Origin of the sequence: Bacillus suaedaesalsae (genome assembly GCF_016890225.1) — a bacterium.
GTDB lineage: Bacteria > Bacillota > Bacilli > Bacillales > SA4 > Bacillus_BS > Bacillus_BS suaedaesalsae.
In genome coordinates this window covers 121,432-140,461 of record NZ_JAFELM010000039.1, presented here as the reverse complement: position 1 = coordinate 140,461, position 19,030 = coordinate 121,432, and the positions used below count along the sequence as shown (strand labels likewise).

The following is a 19,030-nucleotide window of genomic DNA, read 5'->3' as shown; positions in this document are numbered from 1 at the left end:
CATGCAGAGTACATCAAGCTCAAACGCTATTTTAAATTTTTTATATAAATATGGAACGATCTTAACCATTGTTGTGTTAATTGCTGTATTCGCTGCAGCTAATCCTTCCTTTATTCAAGGAAACAACATCATCAACATCTTGCGATCCATCTCCATTGTAACGATTATTGCAATCGGAATTACGATATCACTTTCCGTGAATGGATTTGATTTGTCGGTAGGGTCTATAGCTTCATTATCGAATGCAATCGTCATTTCAATGTTTGTTTGGTTTTCACAAAACACGTTTATTGCAATTATGGCTGCGTTAATTGCGGCATTACTTGTTGGTGTGCTAAATTCCATCCTAATCGTAAAAGTAAAAATTCCTGACATGCTTCTTACCCTAGCGATGATGTTCATCATCCAAGGAATTGCACTCACCTATACAAGGGGAGCAACAATTTCACAAAACATGATCATGCCAGATGGATCTTTTGCAGAAGGATTAATTAGTCCACTTTTTGGGAAGATCGGTCAAGTACCTTGGATTATCATTATCATGGCGTTAGTCGTTATTTTTGTGCATATCTTCCTCACCTACACAAAACACGGAAGATACATGTACGTGATTGGTGGTAACATCGAAGCAGCAAGATTATCAGGTATCCCTGTAAACAAATACAAAGTGGCCGCCTACCTCATGTCAGCACTGTTCGCTGCAATCGGAGGAATCGTCCTCGCATCCAGAGTCATGACAGCCGAAATCAACGCAGGATCACCCTACCTCATGGACTCCGTAGCCGCAGCATTCATTGGATTCTCCGTACTAGGCGCGGGTAAACCTAACGCATTTGGAACATTCATTGGAGCAGTATTAATCGGGATCCTTCAAAACGGACTCGTCATGATGTCAGTACCGTACTTTGCGATGGATATTGTGAAAGGTGGAGTATTGGCGCTTGCGCTTGCTCTGACATACTACAAAACACGTTGAATCTTAGGATAGGAGAATTAGCCTCCTATCCTTTTCTTATTTAGTCATAAATAATATCATTTTGAAACCGATATTAAAGATAGAAAACACTAAAGGAGAAAAATACCATTGAAAAAAATTGAAATTAAACAAATTGGCGTTACATCTATGTTTAAAACGATCTTATTTATTGGAAGTGTCCCATTAGCTTTGATGGCACTCATCGGTATCATCATTACAATCGTTGGTGTCGCAAGTGGTAATACAGAATTACTGTTTTTTGGTGTTCCTTATATTGTTTTTCCGTTGTTCATGATAGGAATTTATGGATTAATGGGTATGCTTGTGGCGTATATTTACAATAAATTTGCAAGTAAGTTTGGTGGATTAGAGTTAGTGATTGAAGAAAAAAGCGAACAAAATGTAGTAATAAAAGAAGAGAAGCTAACTAATTAAATGTTAGCTTCTCTTTTTCCTTATTACTTTACTGCATTGTATGCATTGATTACACCATGACCGAAGATTGGATCATAACCGTTCTTTCCTGCATCTTCAGCTGTTTGCTGTAGGTGTGTTTGTACTTGGCTTGGAGACGGCTTCTTACCTGTTTCCTCATATACTTTTGCAATATAGGCAGCAGCTACACCAGCAACCTGTGGTGAAGCCATTGATGTTCCACCTTTCCAACCATAACCTTGAGTTCCAAACATCGCTACACCAGTCGGTGAATTTAAATAAGTTGGAACTGCACTTAGTACTAGCCACTTGTAATCACCAGGTACACGAGTTCCATTGTAGTCTGGACCCAGATCTCCACCAGGAGCCGATACGTCGATGTTTCCATTTCCATAATTTGAATAGAATGCTAAGCGATCTTCAGTTCCGAATCCTCCACCAAGGGCCGAAACCGTAATGACACCTGGAGTTTGTGCAGGGACCTTAAACGCTGCACCTTGTACATCATACATAGCAGTTGAAGGACTAGCATCTAAAGTAGCGTTATACCAATCTGCTAATTTAGCTGGGTTACTTAAATCTTGACCATCGTTACCTGCAGATGCTACAACTGTAACACCCTTGTTTGTTGCATAACGAATTGCACGATTATAAGCTACCATGTCAGCCGCATCATTACCTAAACGGATCTTCTCACCAGTCGCTGGATCTGTGTAATACCATTGACCAATAACACGAGTACCACCAAGACTCATATTGATAACATCTACACCATCATTAGCCGCAGCAATAATGGCATCTGTAATCCAAATTTGTTGGGCACCGCCAGTTGCTCCGAATACTCGGTATGAACGTAACCCTACTTCAGGAGCAATTCCTTTAATACGACCATTTGCCCCGATTGTACCCGCAACGTGTGTACCATGGCTGTTGAAATCCCATGCATCCGTTGTACCAGGGACAAATGTCTTGGATCCAGGTACGATGTTGTTCTTTAAATCTGGGTGATCGAAATCGATACCAGAGTCAATAATTCCAACAACAACATCCTTGCTACCACTTGAGATCTCGTGACTAGCACCTTGATTCGTCACTCTCTCGATATCCCATTGCCAACCTGCTTCCCAAATACTTTCATCAGCAGGAACAGGAGCTACATCACCTTGTTCAACGTCAGAAGCATCCACTTCTGGAAGATCAAGACTAACTTCAAGTGCAGGTGCTAAGCTTGCAACTTGAGTATTCTTTACTAATGACTTAATAAATGCAGTCGGGTTACTAGTTGTAGCTTCAACAGTTCCAATTTCGGAAACCTCGTATGTAACCTTTCCTCCTGCTTTCTCAATAATTGATTCATAGTTTGAAGGCAAACTACTATCAGACTTAAATACTACTAAAAAAGATTGCGGAGAAGCAGTAGATTCTTGTTGTGTAGCAAATGCACTAAAACTAAAAGAAGATAATGCTAGTAAAACACCTAAAAACACTAAAAAGCCTTTTCTCAAATCACTTCATCCTTTCTTTCTATAAATTTGTACTACAAGAATATATATTCAATGAGATAAAGAGATAAACCTCTGTAAAATATTTGAAAATTTAGACAACTATCGACAAGTGCCAGGCACCACCCGGATTTTCTTGTTTCACAAACAAATGTTTCACGGAACATAGTAAAAGGAGGATACCTCGTCACGGTATCCTCCTTTATTAATCATAAATGTATTTTAATCGGTCTACTTCATCATAGAGTTCCATGCTCATCATTTCTTTGATTACTAATTGCCGAATTTCAAGGTTATTAGTGATTTGATAGGTAAATTGAGCATCTCGTATGAAGGCGAGCTTACTTTCGTACGATGCAGTTTCAAGGAAAGTACGAATATCATCAAGCTCAATTTCAGTATCAGTATATACTTCAAAACGGTTTGTAACTTTGTTACTTACAGTTTTTAATAAAGGGATACCAATTCCATCAAGAGTTGGCAATACTGTTTGTTTCTCTCTTACATGAGGTACTCTTTTCTCTACGTACTCATATACATCCTCAATTATGTCCAACGAAATAGTTGCCAGTAATTTCTCTATTACATAATTAGCTCTCTGGGCATATTCAGGTTCTTCCAATTGTTCTATTTTTATTTCCTCGATTAAATTAAGGTATTGTTCTCTGTTTTCTAAAAAATGAAGGTTTGAAATTGTAACAGCACCTCTTAATGTACATACGAGACTAATAAACTCTTTTAGATTCCGTGCAACGATTTTAATAGGATTATCAAAATCCATTGGGCAAATCGAGACGACAAATGCTTCTTCAAGATTAGAAACCGACCCAAAATCAGTTAATAAACCAAAATGAATACCATCACATCCAGTGCTTGCAAAAGTAATGACATCATATGGTGTTATATCATAATAAAAATAGTCAGTCTGAAGTACAAGGCTAAGTTCTTGATCTAATGAATATCCTTCCTTTAGAAGTGCTTTCTCTAATCTTAACAACCTCTTAAAGATCTGAGGTAATTGTTTATACTTTCCTACGAATTGCATTTCCCTTCACTCCATAACGGCAAAATATTTAATACGACTATTACTTGCTTTCTTTGTTGCTCCCTTTGCTCCGGTAGTCATTAACGTCTATGGTAACTCCGATCCTCACAAGGATTCGGCTTCGAAAGCCGTTTTCAATCAGTCTGATGGGATAGTTTTATTTTGTCTAAATCCTTAAGGTTTTTGTATATTATTTATTATAATCCATCTCTAACATCTCTTTTAAATACTCATTGATTTCCTGTTTCACTTCCTGAATGGATTCATCTAGAAGTTCACCGGTAATTTTACTACCTACTACTTTCTTTGAAACAGGAATACCTAGTAATGACAGTTCACACTTCCATATAGGAATAACATGTAAATCAATTAAATCAACAGTCTCTTCAGATACACCGAGTGCTGCTGATGAATGATAGCCAGGTTCAAAATAGTCTTCTCCCTCTTTTTCCAAACTAACTTCTAATTTAAGTCCTTTATTTAAAAAGTTACTTTCATGCTTATTAAATAATTCAATAAGAAGCTTATTTAGCTCAGTTTCTAAATGTTCGATCTTTGAACGTAATTCGGGTGTAAAGTGTTTTTGAGTCATTTTCATACATTTCATCCTTTGCATGATAAAGTAATAGTTTGAACCCATTTGCTAGTTTTGAAGATACGTGGAAAGTTGGCTATCAATCCATTTCACTTTCTCTAGAAATCTACTATGTTATAAATAGTAAATGCAAAGGTGCTAGAATACAATACTGTTACTCTTGTATATCTAATGGGAATCACTTTACCCCCTAGGAGTCCTAATCATAAATTAGGCTAAATTCTTTATTCTATTATAAAATTAGGATGGGAAATAACCAGCCTTGTATGGAGAGTGATCATATGACAACTACACAATCTATGATAGATACAATGAGAAAACGTAAATCAATACGTACATTTGAAGAAAGAGCATTAGAACATAGCGATGTCTCCCAAATACGTGAATACATAAACAACCCTCAAAACCTAATTGGTCCCTTTGGAGGAAATGGGAAAATCGAGTGGATACCGGTGACAAAAAATGTTACAGATCAAGGAATTAAGTTAGGTACCTATGGTTTTATCAAGAATCCGAGTAGTTATCTTGTGGGCATTACTCAAAATAATAAGTATTCACTTGTCGAGTACGCATACATCTTCCATAAGCTTGTTTTATATGTTACAGGTCTAGACATCGGAACGTGCTGGATGGGAGGTACTTTTAATCGAACGTCCTTTGAGAAGGAAATATCTCTTGGTATAGATGAATTTATCCCTTGTATTACCCCAATCGGATATCCAAAAGAAAAAGGAAGAATGTTTGACATAGCCCTTCGATATGTCGTAAAAGCAGATAATAAAAAACCATGGGAAAAGCTTTTCTATGACGGTAACTTTCAGATACCTTTAACAAAAGAAAAGGCAGGAATCCTCGAGACCCCAATTGAAATGGTCAGAATTGGTCCATCGGCCTCAAACAAACAACCATGGAGATTAGTACTTTCAGAAGACCGCAAACAATGTCACTTTTATATAGAGCATACACCGAATTATAGCAGTAGCCTTGGATATGACATGCAATTGCTAGACATGGGCATTGCGATGTGCCAGTTTGAATTGGCATGTCAGGAGTTAAATATTAGCGGAGATTGGAAAATTGAGGAGCAAACAAAACCGGTCCCGAATGAGAATGTGGAGTATATTGTTAGTTGGAAAATAGACAGTTGATTGCTAAAAGGACATATCAACCTAGTGGTGCGAGGCATCAATAGGTTTTCCTTGTTTCGTAACGATTGTGTCGACAAGTGCCAGGCACCACCCGGTTTTTCTTGTTTCACAAAGCAATGTTTCACACAAAAAGATGTCTCACGTATGCGTGAACATCTTTTCTTATTGGTGTTTGCATTTGTCAAAAACTTCCGTAATTTTGTAATAAATAGTACTTCCTCAAAAATGCGAACATCCATTATTATATATCTATAACTATTAAAAAAATGGAGACATAATATGAAACTATTTAAACGAAGCACTTCATTATTGCTTTCTTGTTTTCTTCTGTTTACTTCTATACCATTCACGACAATATCAGCTTCTGCAACTACAGTTATAACACCAACTGAAATTCCATCCACGATTACCGAAGATTTGACGCTAGTAAAAAGTAATTCACCGTATTCGATGAAGAACAATGTGACGATTGAATCTGGTGCAACTTTGCGTGTTGAACCGGGGGTAGAGATTCTAGGTAATGTAAAGCAACTTACTGTACAAGGTAATCTAGATATACAAGGATCTCAGGAAGAATTAGTCGTCTTAGAGGATGTTTATCTTAATGGTCAAGCTGGAGGAACAGTATCTATTAATTTTGCAGACTGGAGAAAAACAGGTATTGCAGGAGTATTTAATAGAAATTCTACCTTCTCCATGAAGAACAGTAAGTTTGCATATGGAAGTATTCAACTCTCTGGTACGAATGTGGATGCAATCATTTCTCAAAACTTATTTCATAATGAAGGAAGATTACATGTAACTGGTATCGTAACAGAGAAAGTTTTTATTCAAGGGAATACATTTTATAATCATGAGAGTAGAGACATAGAGGTCTCATGCTACACTTATAATTGCACAGAACCGAACAACTTAGTGATACAAAATAACAACTTCTACAATGACCATATTCATTTGTATCTAACAGGTGATAATAATTCACCTATAAATGTAGCAAACAACTACTGGGACACTTCCATCCTAGCAAAAATAAATGGAATGATATACGACTCTATGGGTTTATCAACTAATACTGAGGTTAGCCCAATTGCAACATCTGCTTTTCCAACTGTTTATGCATTACCAACATTAGAGACTCCTCAACTTGAGGGAGACACTGCATATGAAGGTACTACGTTTAAAGGAACAGCACCAAATGCTACAAAAGTAGTATTAAAAACAAAGTCAATATCAGGTAATGTCGTTTGGCACGAAACGACTGTTAATAAAGGAAGGTTTACGTTTTACGTTCCAAGACAATTAAAGGGCACTGTATTAGAGTTATTCTCCTATACTTCTAATAAAACTAGTGAACCTAAGTATTACACAGTTCAACCTTCTTTTTGGAATGCAAAACCAATTGTATACCCAGTCAAACCGGGATCGACTGTTATAGAAGGTTTAACGAAACCCGAGACACAAGTAGTAGTTGAACAGGATAACCACATCATTGGAACTGGAACTTCATCTGCTACTGGTGAGTTTGAAATTAATATTTCTCAACAAGATGATCAAAATCTACTTACTGTGTACAGTACATTTGAAAATCAAAAGACAGACCCTACAACTGTTATTGTAAAAGAAAAACAAGAGTCGGAGGCTCCTAGTCTGACAGAAGTAAAATTAAACTATAACCAAGATTTTGTTACTGGTATTACTGAGCCTAATACGAATCTACAAGTGAGAGTAAATAATCTGTCTATTGGTGATTCACTAAGTGACAGCAACGGGCGATTTACAGTTACCTTTTTTAACACACAAAAAGGAGATATTGTGGAAGTTACGGCAGTAGACACTGAAGGCAACCGTAGTGAAAGTGTACTCTTAGAAGTAATAGATATTAAACAGCCAACGATATCACCAAGAGCATTCTCAAATGCTGATGTTTTTTACACGGGAAGATCGGAAACTGACGTTACAATATATATCTACAATAGCACAGGTACTATAATTACTAGCGGTAAGACAGATAACTATGGTTATTATTCCATACCTATCCCCCGACAGGAAGCGGGTACGTGGCTAAAAATTGAAGCTACAGATTCAAGTGGGAATACGACAAAAGTAGAGCAAAGGGTTGCTGATTACGTTTCACCTATTATTGAGCAAGTATCGACGATTTATGAAGGAGATACGGTAATTGAAGGGAAAACTGAGCCTAATGCAATTCTTGAGTTGTATGTTAATGAAGAAACAAGCGAAAAACTTCAAGCAAACAGCCAAGGCCATTTTTCTTATTCAGTAACAGGCCTTGTTGCAGGGAACAAAATTAAAATTATAGCCACTGATTCTTCAAGAAATAGTAGTGATCCGTTCATAACGGAGGTAATGCCGTTAGTAAAGATCGGTGCACCAGAAGTAGATACAATCTCAGACCAGTCTAATTATATTACTGGGAAAACGAGCCCTAATAAAAAAGTGGAAATTTATAAGGAAACAATCCTTGTAAATGAAGGAATATCAACATCAGAAGGTAGCTTTAACATTGCGATACAAAAACAACCAGTCGGTACAAAACTAACGGTAGTTACATTAAACGAAAGAAATCAAGAGGGCGAACCAACTATAGTGACTGTAGTTGATAAAACTGCACCAGAAATACCAAACATTGCGACAACCATTACAGACCAAACGAGATTAGTAAGTGGAACGGCCGAGCCTCTCTCATATGTAGTATTTAGTTTGAATGAGGAAGTTATTGCAAAGGTAAATGCTAATGATCAAGGTGAATTTAGTGCAGATATTCCAATGATAACGGCACATGTAGAATTAAAATTTTACGCAGAAGATCAAGCAGGTAATATAAGCTTAGTAAAGATAATAAAAGTTAAGGACGCGACACCACCAATAGTTACTGTAAACTCTGTCACCAATCTTACGACAACAGTTACTGGAGTCTCAAGTGAGACAGGATCTGTAGAGGTAAAAATAGGGTCCCAACTTTTTAACAAGACTGTGTCAGCGGGACTACCATTCTCTATTACAATACCAGTTCAGAAGGAAGGCGCAATGCTTACTATTATCAGTAAAGATAACTACGGTAATAGTAGCAAACCAGTAACCCTGATTGTAAAAGATGTTATTGCACCAGGAGCACCTCAAGTTAATAAAGTCACGGATCAATCTAAGGAGATTAGTGGGAAAGCTGAAGTAGGTGCCGTAGTTAGAGTGTATGTCGGCAGTAGGCAAATTGGTTACGGTACTTCAAACGGTGCATATAAGCTAACTATACCTATTCAAAAAGCTGGAACGATCCTTACGATAAAGGCTATCGATAAAGCAGGCAATAGCAGTAAAGTAACTACAATAAAGGTTGTAGATATTACTGCACCAAATAAACCAATGTTTAATGCTGTAAAAAATAATACAACGACGGCTTCTGGTAAAGCAGAACCAGGTTCTATTGTAAGATTATACAGTGGTACTAGAATAATAGGGTATGGTACATCAACTTCAAAAGGAACATTCTCAATTAGAATTCCTGTACAGAAAGTGGGAGTTAAACTAACTGCAAATGCAACTGATCTCTCCGGGAACAAAAGTAGTACAACGTATATAACAGTTCTTGACGGTATTGCACCAGGAGCGCCTAAAGTAAACGCTGTTTATTCAAAATCCTATTATGTTACAGGGAAAGCAGAAGCCTACAGTACTGTGAAGGTTAAAAGAGGAACTACAATACTAGGTACTGCAAAAGCTGATCGATATGGGAAATATAAATTGAAAATCTCAAGGCAAAAAAGAGGGGTTACACTAGGCGTGTCGTCTACCGATGCATCTAAAAATGAAAGTGAACAAACCTATATAAAAGTAAGATAAATAGCAAAACCTCGTCATAATACTTGACGAGGTTTTATTTTAGTCATGTTGATAATTGCTCTACTAAATATTCCATAAGCTCCTGCCTTATTTCAACGATCGTTTCATCCAACAGTTCGCCGATGAGTTTACTGCCAAATACCTTTTGGGAAACTGGAATACCGAGAAGAGATCGTTCACATTTCCATATTGGAATGATGTGTAAATCAAGCAGTTCACCTTCGGGGTCTAATATTCCTAGTGTGATAGAAGAATGATAGCCAGGTGTAAAGTAATCTTCTCCTTCTTATTCAAAACTACCCTCAAGTTTTAGTCCCTTTTTATAAAACTTTTTCTCAAATTTAGTTATTGCATCATTCAAAGCCGAATGTAGTTCATTTTCCAAGTGTATAATTTTTGAGCGCAGATCAGTTGTAAAGTTGCCTTGAGAAACTTTCATATAGTTAATCATCCTTTTTAATAGTAATGGTTTCAACCCATTTACTAGTTTTAGAGAATACTTGGAAGTTGTAATTATCGATCCATTTAGCTTGTCCTAAAAACCGTCTATAAATATTTGCATTTGGGACTTCCTCTACAAGGAGTTTCTCTGCTAAACACTCTCCGTTTTTATCCAGTATTTTACCAATCAGTTGAAAGGAAGTGATGGTGTGTATGCCATATACGAAAGCACTGTATTTTCGATTAGGATTTTTCTTAGGCGTTCCTTTCAATGGAAATTCAAGTTTACCCTCATGACGTTTTATTTCATTTAATGCTTTTGTTACAGGTGTGTAATCCCATCCTTTTTCTAGAAAAACAGGAGCTATAAAAGAATCTAGAATTCTTTTATATTCTGAAAATTTTTCTTCGTAACTCTGTAAATTAAGGAATTGTATGGGGTTATAAGGGATTTTAACAGTTAGTCCGTTTTCAATTGTATATGAATCATATGTGATTTCGGTTAAATTTCCTAAACAATAGACATGAAGATATTCTACATCTTGAGTATGTATACCTTGTAAATACTTACTCAACAACAATTGAAAAAGATTAGTTTGAAGGGTAAAGCCAATTTCATTTTTCTTTTGTTTGTTCGTAAAATCTTGCAAGAGAATCTCTTTTAGTTGCATATTTCTTCTCCTAATCTTCAAAATCAAACGCATCCGTTGACCAAACAGCGATATCATTACCTGGAATAGCTACCACTAACCAATCGGGGGCATCTTGAACTCCAGCCTCCCAACTTTCATATTGATCATGATATCCATAGACATAGAGAGTCCGTCCATTTTCTAAAGTAAACTCTAGGTGTGGAGACACTTCTCCTAAAGAAATATCTACAATCTTTTGGCTCCGATTTTCATAGATTTGCTTCCGAGCTATATCTAATTGTAAAGTTAATAATCCCAACTGTTCGGTAGGAAAAGACTGATTATCGATACACCAACTAGATTCAATATTTAAATACAGTTTACCTGCAAAATGATTTAATTTAGTATAATTCACAAAGTAGATTTTTGTTGTTTTGGAAGATAGACCAAACTCGATACTGTCAATCTGTGATCCTAAGAAAAGATACTTCAATACCTTCTCAGCGTAATGTTTATCAGTAGGTTTCAGCATAAACTCCTTTTATTATCAGTTTCACATATAAAATGAAGATAAACAATTAGAAAAACGTGAACTCTAAAGAATTCACGTTTTTATTTGAAGGGGTAAACTAACGATAAACGTAGTGCCAGTCTCCGAACTTTCAAAAAGCTTAATAGATCCACCATGGTTCTCGATAATTCTTTGAACAATAGTTAATCCCAGGCCTGTTCCTGAATCTTTCGAGGTTAAAAATGGCTCGAAAATAGTTTTTTGTAACTCTAACGGTATTCCAGACCCGTCATCTTTAATAAATATTTGGTACGTATCAACTGTAACTTTAGAGAATATAGATATTGTTCCGGCAAAACCAATGGCTTCGGCACTATTTCTAATCATATTGTAAAGCACCTGTGTCATTTGACGTTTATCTAGTAACAGTTTGATAGGGTGTAAGTCAACGTCAATATTTATATTTTGCGAAGAGCTTTGTTTATATAATGCAAGAACATCTTTCAGGATGTCTTCTACATAACCTTCAACCAATGATGGTTCTTTAGGTTTGGCAATGGAAAGCATCTCATCAATAATTGAATTAATGCGTTCAAATTCAAGTAACATTAACGGTACTTGAAAACGATTTTTATCACTGTCAGATAAGGATTGCTTCATGAGTGTTAAAAATCCATAAATAACTGTTAGAGGATTACGAATTTCATGAGCTGCCTTTGCCGAGATTTCCCCAAGTAAAGCAAGCTTTTCAGATTGGTAAATTCTCTTTTCAAGCTGTTCAATTTCGGTTATATCAATAAATGAATAGATCTTACCAACCGCAGTATCGTATTGATCAAGTAGATCGGCCCTGGAAACTAGTAGTTGATAATGGTTTTGTACTGTATTGAAATGTAGTTTCTTGTTATGGATATTGTACTTTGAAGAAAAGATGTCCCAAAATTCACGATTTGTATTTTTCTTATTAATTTTCTCTTTTAATTGATCGGATTCAATCTCTAATATTTGTTTAGCGGTGGTGTTGAGTGTATATTTTTGTTTTCTAAAGTCATATGTCGCAATACCAACTGGAATTGAATTCATGATTTGTTCGCGAAACGCTTTATCAATCGATACTTCTTCATATAGTAAGTGGTATTCTCTAAGTGCATTTGAAATCAATATAATAATAAACGTAAAGAGAATGATATTAAAGATTGGATGTGTAACTAAAAGTGTAACTAGACTTAGCGACGATGCTAAGATGATGACATAATTTGAAACTGATTCCTTTAAAATATTTCGAATGATAGTAAAAGAGCGGTCTGAAGAGTTGAACCAAAAATAAAAAGCAATAAACAAGACATTTAGAAAAAGATAGCAAATTAAGGCGAGAACATATGAATGTAAGTGAACGAGATTAAGTTGCCCTAACTCCCCGCCAGTCAAAATATATACAAAATATGAGGTTATTATCGTAATAGTGAAAATAGAAAAATTAAAGAGGTGCTTCCACATTTCCATCGTTCTTCTTTGGATAAGAGTTACCATACTATTAACCAATAACAACATTAATGAATATTCTACTCCAAAAACAAAGATAGAGGCCAAATAAATGGCGGAATCCATGGATAAGCCATTTCCATTGGGGGGTAAGAAGATAACATAATGATTTAATAAGACAATCGCAGAGGACATCAACAACACTAATATCCAATCAGGAAATGAAGATAACGTTGGTATAGTGAATGTCATTGTTATAAGAATTCCAGCAGCTAAAGATAAGCTTAATAAATAGATGTTGGTCACTGGTTTAGTTGGCGTAAGACTGCTCATGTTGTACCACTCTTTATCGTTTTATAGTTCTTTTTTACTAGCTATAAACATTATTTTAATTGATGAGCGTTGCTAAATCAATATACTGAAATGATATACCATACGTAATAGCAACATAAATGTTGCTATTTAGTTTTTAGTGAGTTCCTTCTATTATCTTTTATATCGGTTAGATTCTTGTTATGTACATACTCAGAAGTACAAACAGTGTGTTCACAAAAAAAAATTCCTGTAATGCCCTAGTGTTTGGACGGGTAACTACCACCTGTCTATCAAACTATTATGATCTGATTCATGCAAAACTAGTAAAAACGAAAAAAGGAAGCTTAAAATTTACACAAGCTTCCTCTTTCCTATAAGAATACAAATTAAAAAAGTAGTTCCATTCTTTGAACTTTCATACAACTCAATCGTACCACCATGGTTTTCGATGATTCGTTGAACAATCGTCAATCCTAGTCCAGTCCCAGAATCTTTTGATGTAAGAAACGGTTCAAAAATCGTCCTTTGAAGCTCAAAAGGTATACCCGATCCATCATCTTTAATAAATAGTTGATATGAGTCATGAGTTACTTTTGAATAGATAGATACTGTACCTGCACAATCGATAGCTTCTGAACTATTTCGAATCAGGTTATATAACACTTGTGTCATCTGACGCTTATCAACGAAAAGAGGAACACGATCTAATTTCACTTCAAACTTTATGGATTTTGACGATATTTGCCTATGCAAGGTTAGAACGTCTTCAACAACATCTTCAATATAACATTCTACTAACGTTGGCATTTGCGGCTGAGCCATCGAAAGCATCTCGTCGATGATCGAGTTAATACGCTCAAATTCGGTAAGCATGAGTGGAATTTGATACCGCTCTCTATCATTATCGGAAAAAGATTGCTTCATAAGAGTTAAAAATCCATAAATAACAGTTAATGGATTACGAATTTCATGGGCAGCCTTTGCTGAAATTTCACCTAGTATCGCTAGCTTCTCAGATTGATAGATTCTCTTTTCTAGCTGTTCAATTTCGGTGATGTCTGTAAACGTAACAATACGACCAACAGACATATTAAATTGATCATGTAAATCAGATTGAGATACGAGTAACAGGTAAGTATTCTCACCGTTTGTATAATAGACTTTTTTATTTTGAATCTTCTTATTAAGCAGCAAAACATCCCAAAATTCTTTATTATGAATAGTTTGTTTGCGCTTCACAAGGGTATCGAGTTCTGCTGCAGTCAAGTCTAGTATGTGTTTAGCGGTTTCATTTAGAGTATATGTTAGTACTCTCTCGTCGTAAATAATACTTCCTACCGGTAATGAGTTGAAAATTTGCTCTCTATATATTGTGTCATTGGTTACTTGATCATAAAGAAGGTGATATTGCCGGAGTATGAGTGAAAACAATAACACTACAAAAGTAAACAAAATGATACCCATGATTGGAACTGTATCTAAAAGAATTGCCAAAATTAACGATAAAGCTAACACAACAAAATAATGTGATGCAGATTCCTTTAGAAATCCAGTGATAATAGCCATAACTTGATTAGGAGAAACGATGTAATAATGAATACTAATTAATAAAACATTTAAGATGAAATAGATAATTAATGTTGATAGATAGGCATGAGTTGTATAGAGATTAAGGGTACCTACTTCGCCGCCTAAAAAGATATAAGTATAGTACGAGCCAACAATCATTATCGTAAAAATTGAAAAATTAAAGAGATGCTTCCACAATTCAAATCGTCTTTCAACTATTGCAAGGATAATACTACTTAAACATAAAACAGCTAACGTCATTTCGATACCAAGTGTAAAGATGGAGGCAAGATAAATAGTAGAGTCTGTACTAAGATTTGTCCCTCTCGGAGGAAGTAGAATTATATATTTATTTAAAAGTATGATGGAAAATGACAAAGACAGTAGCAAAAAAAATAACATCTCGGTACTATAAGAAAGCTCTGGGATCGATAAGTGGAAAAAATGAAAAGTTAGTGCAAAAAGAGCAGTAAGACTAACGTATAAAATTGTACCGAATTTCATTTTCTCAGGTTTACTCATGAAGTATCACTCTTTATCATTTTTATAGTTCTAAATTACTAGGTCATAAGTATTATATTAATCGATAAACTGTACTTATTCAATATAATAGTATGAAATCAATTTACAAGTAAATAGCACCATGAATGGTGATTTTTGGTTACGATTGGAGATTTTCTATCAATCTATATATCGGTTCAAAGGATGAATTTATAAATATGAAACAAATTTCTTATGAAAAGATGCATTTCTTTAAGTTACGAAAATATATTTTAATTGTATATAACTGTTGAAAGAATTATAGGAAGAAAGCTCCTAATTTTCGACAATTATATACAAAACTTTTGAATCTTGCTATATTAATAATGTTATAGTAATTTTCAAAACTATAAGAAAAATCATACATAGGAGGTGTCTACATGGAGTGGTATCTGAAAGTATTGAAAAATTATGTAGGCTTTCAAGGCAGAGCAAGACGTAAGGAATACTGGATGTTTACTTTATTCAATGTAATCGTTAGTATTGTGCTTGCAATTGTTGAAGCAATCACTGGTTTAGAATCAATGTTAACTGGACTTTATTCATTAGCTGTTTTATTACCTTCACTTGCTGTAAGTGTACGTCGTTTACATGATACTGGAAGAAGTGGCTGGTGGCTATTAATCAGCTTAATTCCGATCATTGGAGCAATTGTACTACTTGTCTTTACGGTTTCTGATAGCCAAGAGGGCGAAAATCAGTACGGACCAAATCCGAAGTATAGCTAAGAACAATAATTGTTACAAACAAAACCTGCTATCAACTATGATAGCAGGTTTGCTGTTGTATCCTCATAATCTGTTAATCGGTCAGGATACTTTTCCTCAATCATTTCAATAAATGGCTCTACAAATTGTGGATCAAACTGTTTGCCAGAGCAATCGCGTAATTCCTCGATCGCGTCTTCAAAAGATCTTGTCGCTTGATATGGTCGTTCTGTCGTCATCGCATCAAATGAATCAATCACACATAAAATTCTAGCTAGCTTTGGAATACTTTCTCCAGCTAATCCGTATGGATACCCTCTACCATCAAAGCGTTCATGGTGTAGCTCAATTAATGGTAATAATTCATCATACCTCTTCGTTGAAGCCACAATTTCCTTACCAAACGTAACGTGCTTTTTCATCATTTCCCATTCGTGATGATCAAGAGCACCCTTTTTATTAATCACATCACGAGGAATTTCAAGTTTACCAATATCATGGATGAGAGCTCCTAGAATTAGTGAGCGCTTTTCACTTTCTGTTAAATGTAACTTCTCGCTAAGATCTGCTGCGTATCTGAAGACACGCTTACTATGCTGGTACGTATACATATCCTTTGAAAGGAAAATTTGCAACTGCTGTTCAAGAGATTCAACATCCTTGAAGATTTGTAAATCATCTTGGTATACATCATTCGTTTCATTATAAATTTGTATGTTGTTCTTACCTTGTGCCTTTGCATAATAAAGAGCTTTATCAGCCTTTTTCAGTAGCTCTGTTGAATCCATGATTCCTTTTTCATACTCAACAATTCCACCAGAGAAGGAAATGCACTCAAGAGGAAGATCCTCTGCACCAAATATATATGTATCATTTAATTTTTTACGAAGTTTATTTAAAAATAAGAAGGCTTCACTACGAGATGTACCCGGCATAAGAATACCGAATTCTTCTCCGCCGTAGCGTGCTACTATGTAATCTTTTTTTGCTGCGCGATCTTTAAGAAATTCACCAAAATACTTTAATAGAACATCTCCTTGTAGGTGTCCATTCATATCGTTGTAACGGCTGAAGTCATCAATATCTAATAAAGCAACACTAAAAGGTTCCGATCGATCTTCAACTGAAGGCATCAAGCCTTCTAAACGAAGTTTAAAGTAGCCGTGATTATAGAGACTCGTTAGGAAATCTCTAGAGGCTTTTTCTTCTAATCCTTTGTATAAGTTAAAGAATTTTGTAAAGGCAAAGGATAAAAGAACAGATAATATAGTATATAAGAATAAACCAAAAAATAATTCCACGCTCATTAAGATTGTTAAGACTAAGGATAACATGAGCGTACTAAGGTAACTCATTATGGATTCTTTGAGAATCCCCTTGTTGACAACTCCTTTAATAGCACTAAATAATGGCTGGGGAGAAGAAAAAAAGAAGAAAAGCCAAATAATTACTACATTAAGCAAAAAATATACAGATAGAGATATAGCATAGGGTGCAAGGTTCTTTATATCAACAGCGCCAATCTCCCCACCGGTATATATAAAGGTAAAGTATGAAGCAATGATTGTTAATGAGTACATCCCAAAGTTGAAGAAATGTTTCCACCAATTAATTTTGTACCTAACAATCAAATAAATAACGCTACTAGCTAGTAGAACAAGTAGTGGTATTTCGATTCCGAAAATAAAAATACAAGCTAAATATATGGAGGAATCCATAGAAAGACCGTTGCCAGAGGGAATTAAAACAATAATAAAGTGGTTAAGTAGGATAACAGCACCAGTCAAGGTATAAATGAGGACCCAACTCATAAGACTATTAACCTGGTAATCTAGGTTAATAATAAACAAAGTCATACCAAGAATACTAATAAAGGCAACATATATGTGGTTTAATTTTAGTGTTGTCATGGACATTCGTTAATCACTCTCGCCGATTCTAAGTGTATAAGGAGTAACTTGATCTAAAGTTACTCCTTATACTAGTAATTATATAAGTCTATAGCCAGAAGTTAAAGCAATAATTACAGTACCTAGTACTAATAGATTAATAATAGCATTTTTTGTTCTTGCGTTCATTATTTTTTTCACCTCCTTTAAAGTGTTGCCTCGATCTTTGTCTCTTTTACTTTTTGTTTTACCAACAGTTTTTGAATAAAAATGAATACACCAATGTTCATAATTACATCACCGATACTAATTACTTGCTCTTTTGGATAAGGTGCAGATAGCGGAATGATGTCTCCTAATAGTGCAAGTTTAGTAGATTCTGTAATAAGTGTGTGCTTTGCGTAAAGGCCATCTTTTAAAGCCTCAATAAAGAATGGATCAAGAATACTTGCTGCTTCTGGTGAAACCGGCATCCTCCCACCATTTAAAGCCATTACGATAAAGTTGAGTAATACTCCAATAAATATAAGTGTAAAACCTGTTTGTGACCGATTCATCCATAGAAATATAAGTCCAACAACGTAGACTAGTATAAAGATATAGTTACTATATGTACCAATCAGATCAATTTTGCTCTGTGAATAAAAAACGGCAATTTGTACTAGAAGCAACACTGGGAAAATCCACTTAGCCTTTAATTTCATATCAGCTAAATTTAAGAAGTTTCCTCCGCGAAAAAGTGCAATAATTATTGCAATGATAATCCCATCAAATACCATAAAAATCCTCCAACCAGTGATATCGATATATAATGTTTTCTTTTAAACTAACTAAATGTTAGCAAATTTAGAAAGTATTTCAATATAAATTATTCATAGTTTAAATAAATGGGAAAATGAGACTAGGTATAAATGTTCATAAGTAAGGGTTAAAAATGGATAAAAAACCCATAAGGTGGAGTTGTAATATTATTCAAATTTTAATTCATCTTTATGTCCGTTAAAAGGATTTCCAGGTAACACTTTACAGTTGAAATGTTCATTTACATATTATTGTTTCCACTAAGTGGTTTAAATTTCAGCTAGGGGGAATTACATGGACGTCAAAGCTAGTTGAGAGAAGAGGGAGATTGTTGAAGATTTATATGATATTTGTAGAGAAATAGAGCAAATATCAGCGGAAGAGAAAAACGAAGATCAAATAAAAGTCGTAGAAGAGACGTAGATAAGCTAAGCTATTGACGTTAACCTTTTGGGACACGTAAAGAAAATATGATGTATCTTGAAAAGGCACGAGGGTCTTCCCTCTGCTTCCTCAACAATAATATCTATAAGAGTATTCGAAATATATAAACAAATGGTAAATTAAGAAAAAGTATTATTTGA

The 19,030-nt window shown here is 35.1% G+C and carries 14 protein-coding genes; 5 read left to right on the top strand and 9 right to left on the bottom strand.

Annotation, left to right across the window (positions count from 1 at the left end; genetic code table 11):
• Window position 1 precedes the first annotated feature (1 nt).
• Both JR050_RS15940 and JR050_RS15935 read left to right on the top strand, forming a co-directional pair.
• The gene (locus tag JR050_RS15940; protein ID WP_204204515.1) at window positions 2-976 is read left to right on the top strand and encodes an ABC transporter permease; all 975 of its coding nucleotides are present in this window, start codon (window positions 2-4) and stop codon (window positions 974-976) included.
• Between the two features lie 108 nt (window positions 977-1,084).
• A complete protein-coding gene (locus JR050_RS15935) occupies window positions 1,085-1,411 on the top strand; it encodes a hypothetical protein (RefSeq protein WP_204204514.1) in 327 nt (108 codons plus the stop codon).
• Between the two features lie 23 nt (window positions 1,412-1,434).
• Here the strand turns inward: JR050_RS15935 and JR050_RS15930 are convergent, their stop codons facing one another.
• The 3 genes from JR050_RS15930 to JR050_RS15920 form a co-directional block, all read right to left on the bottom strand.
• The gene (locus JR050_RS15930; protein WP_204204513.1) at window positions 1,435-2,916 is read right to left on the bottom strand and encodes a S8 family serine peptidase; all 1,482 of its coding nucleotides are present in this window, start codon (window positions 2,914-2,916) and stop codon (window positions 1,435-1,437) included.
• Between the two features lie 202 nt (window positions 2,917-3,118).
• Window positions 3,119-3,958: a hypothetical protein gene (locus JR050_RS15925; protein ID WP_204204512.1), complete on the bottom strand. Its 840-nt coding sequence runs from the start codon at window positions 3,956-3,958 to the stop codon at window positions 3,119-3,121.
• Between the two features lie 190 nt (window positions 3,959-4,148).
• Window positions 4,149-4,556, bottom strand: a complete 408-nt coding sequence (locus JR050_RS15920) for a hypothetical protein (protein ID WP_204204511.1) — start codon at window positions 4,554-4,556, stop codon at window positions 4,149-4,151.
• A gap of 278 nt (window positions 4,557-4,834) precedes the next feature.
• On the opposite strand from JR050_RS15920, the gene JR050_RS15915 reads away from it, so the two are divergent.
• Window positions 4,835-5,701: a nitroreductase family protein gene (locus tag JR050_RS15915; protein ID WP_204204510.1), complete on the top strand. Its 867-nt coding sequence runs from the start codon at window positions 4,835-4,837 to the stop codon at window positions 5,699-5,701.
• A gap of 279 nt (window positions 5,702-5,980) precedes the next feature.
• A complete protein-coding gene (locus JR050_RS15910; protein ID WP_204204509.1) occupies window positions 5,981-9,559 on the top strand; it encodes an Ig-like domain-containing protein in 3,579 nt (1,192 codons plus the stop codon).
• Between the two features lie 443 nt (window positions 9,560-10,002).
• Here JR050_RS15910 and JR050_RS15905 read toward each other — a convergent pair whose 3' ends face one another.
• From JR050_RS15905 to JR050_RS15890, 4 genes are all read right to left on the bottom strand, one after another.
• Entirely contained in the window at window positions 10,003-10,671 is a 669-nt protein-coding gene (locus JR050_RS15905; protein ID WP_204204508.1) for a hypothetical protein, read from the bottom strand.
• Between the two features lie 10 nt (window positions 10,672-10,681).
• Window positions 10,682-11,164 carry a hypothetical protein gene (locus JR050_RS15900; protein WP_204204507.1) on the bottom strand — a complete coding sequence of 161 codons (483 nt, stop codon included), beginning with the start codon at window positions 11,162-11,164 and terminating at the stop codon, window positions 10,682-10,684.
• A gap of 72 nt (window positions 11,165-11,236) precedes the next feature.
• Window positions 11,237-12,958, bottom strand: coding sequence for a two-component system sensor histidine kinase NtrB (locus JR050_RS15895; RefSeq protein ID WP_204204506.1), 1,722 nt, complete (start codon window positions 12,956-12,958; stop codon window positions 11,237-11,239).
• Window positions 12,959-13,291: 333 nt separating this feature from the next.
• Window positions 13,292-15,031 carry a two-component system sensor histidine kinase NtrB gene (locus tag JR050_RS15890; RefSeq protein WP_204204505.1) on the bottom strand — a complete coding sequence of 580 codons (1,740 nt, stop codon included), beginning with the start codon at window positions 15,029-15,031 and terminating at the stop codon, window positions 13,292-13,294.
• A 398-nt stretch (window positions 15,032-15,429) separates the two neighbouring features.
• On the opposite strand from JR050_RS15890, the gene JR050_RS15885 reads away from it, so the two are divergent.
• A complete protein-coding gene (locus JR050_RS15885; RefSeq protein ID WP_204204504.1) occupies window positions 15,430-15,777 on the top strand; it encodes a DUF805 domain-containing protein in 348 nt (115 codons plus the stop codon).
• Window positions 15,778-15,812: 35 nt separating this feature from the next.
• Here JR050_RS15885 and JR050_RS15880 read toward each other — a convergent pair whose 3' ends face one another.
• Both JR050_RS15880 and JR050_RS15875 read right to left on the bottom strand, forming a co-directional pair.
• Complete coding sequence (locus tag JR050_RS15880) at window positions 15,813-17,672, bottom strand: diguanylate cyclase (RefSeq protein WP_430392892.1); 1,860 nt, start codon at window positions 17,670-17,672, stop codon at window positions 15,813-15,815.
• Window positions 17,673-17,851: 179 nt separating this feature from the next.
• The gene (locus tag JR050_RS15875) at window positions 17,852-18,424 is read right to left on the bottom strand and encodes a DUF5317 domain-containing protein (RefSeq protein ID WP_204204503.1); all 573 of its coding nucleotides are present in this window, start codon (window positions 18,422-18,424) and stop codon (window positions 17,852-17,854) included.
• Window positions 18,425-19,030: the final 606 nt, after the last annotated feature.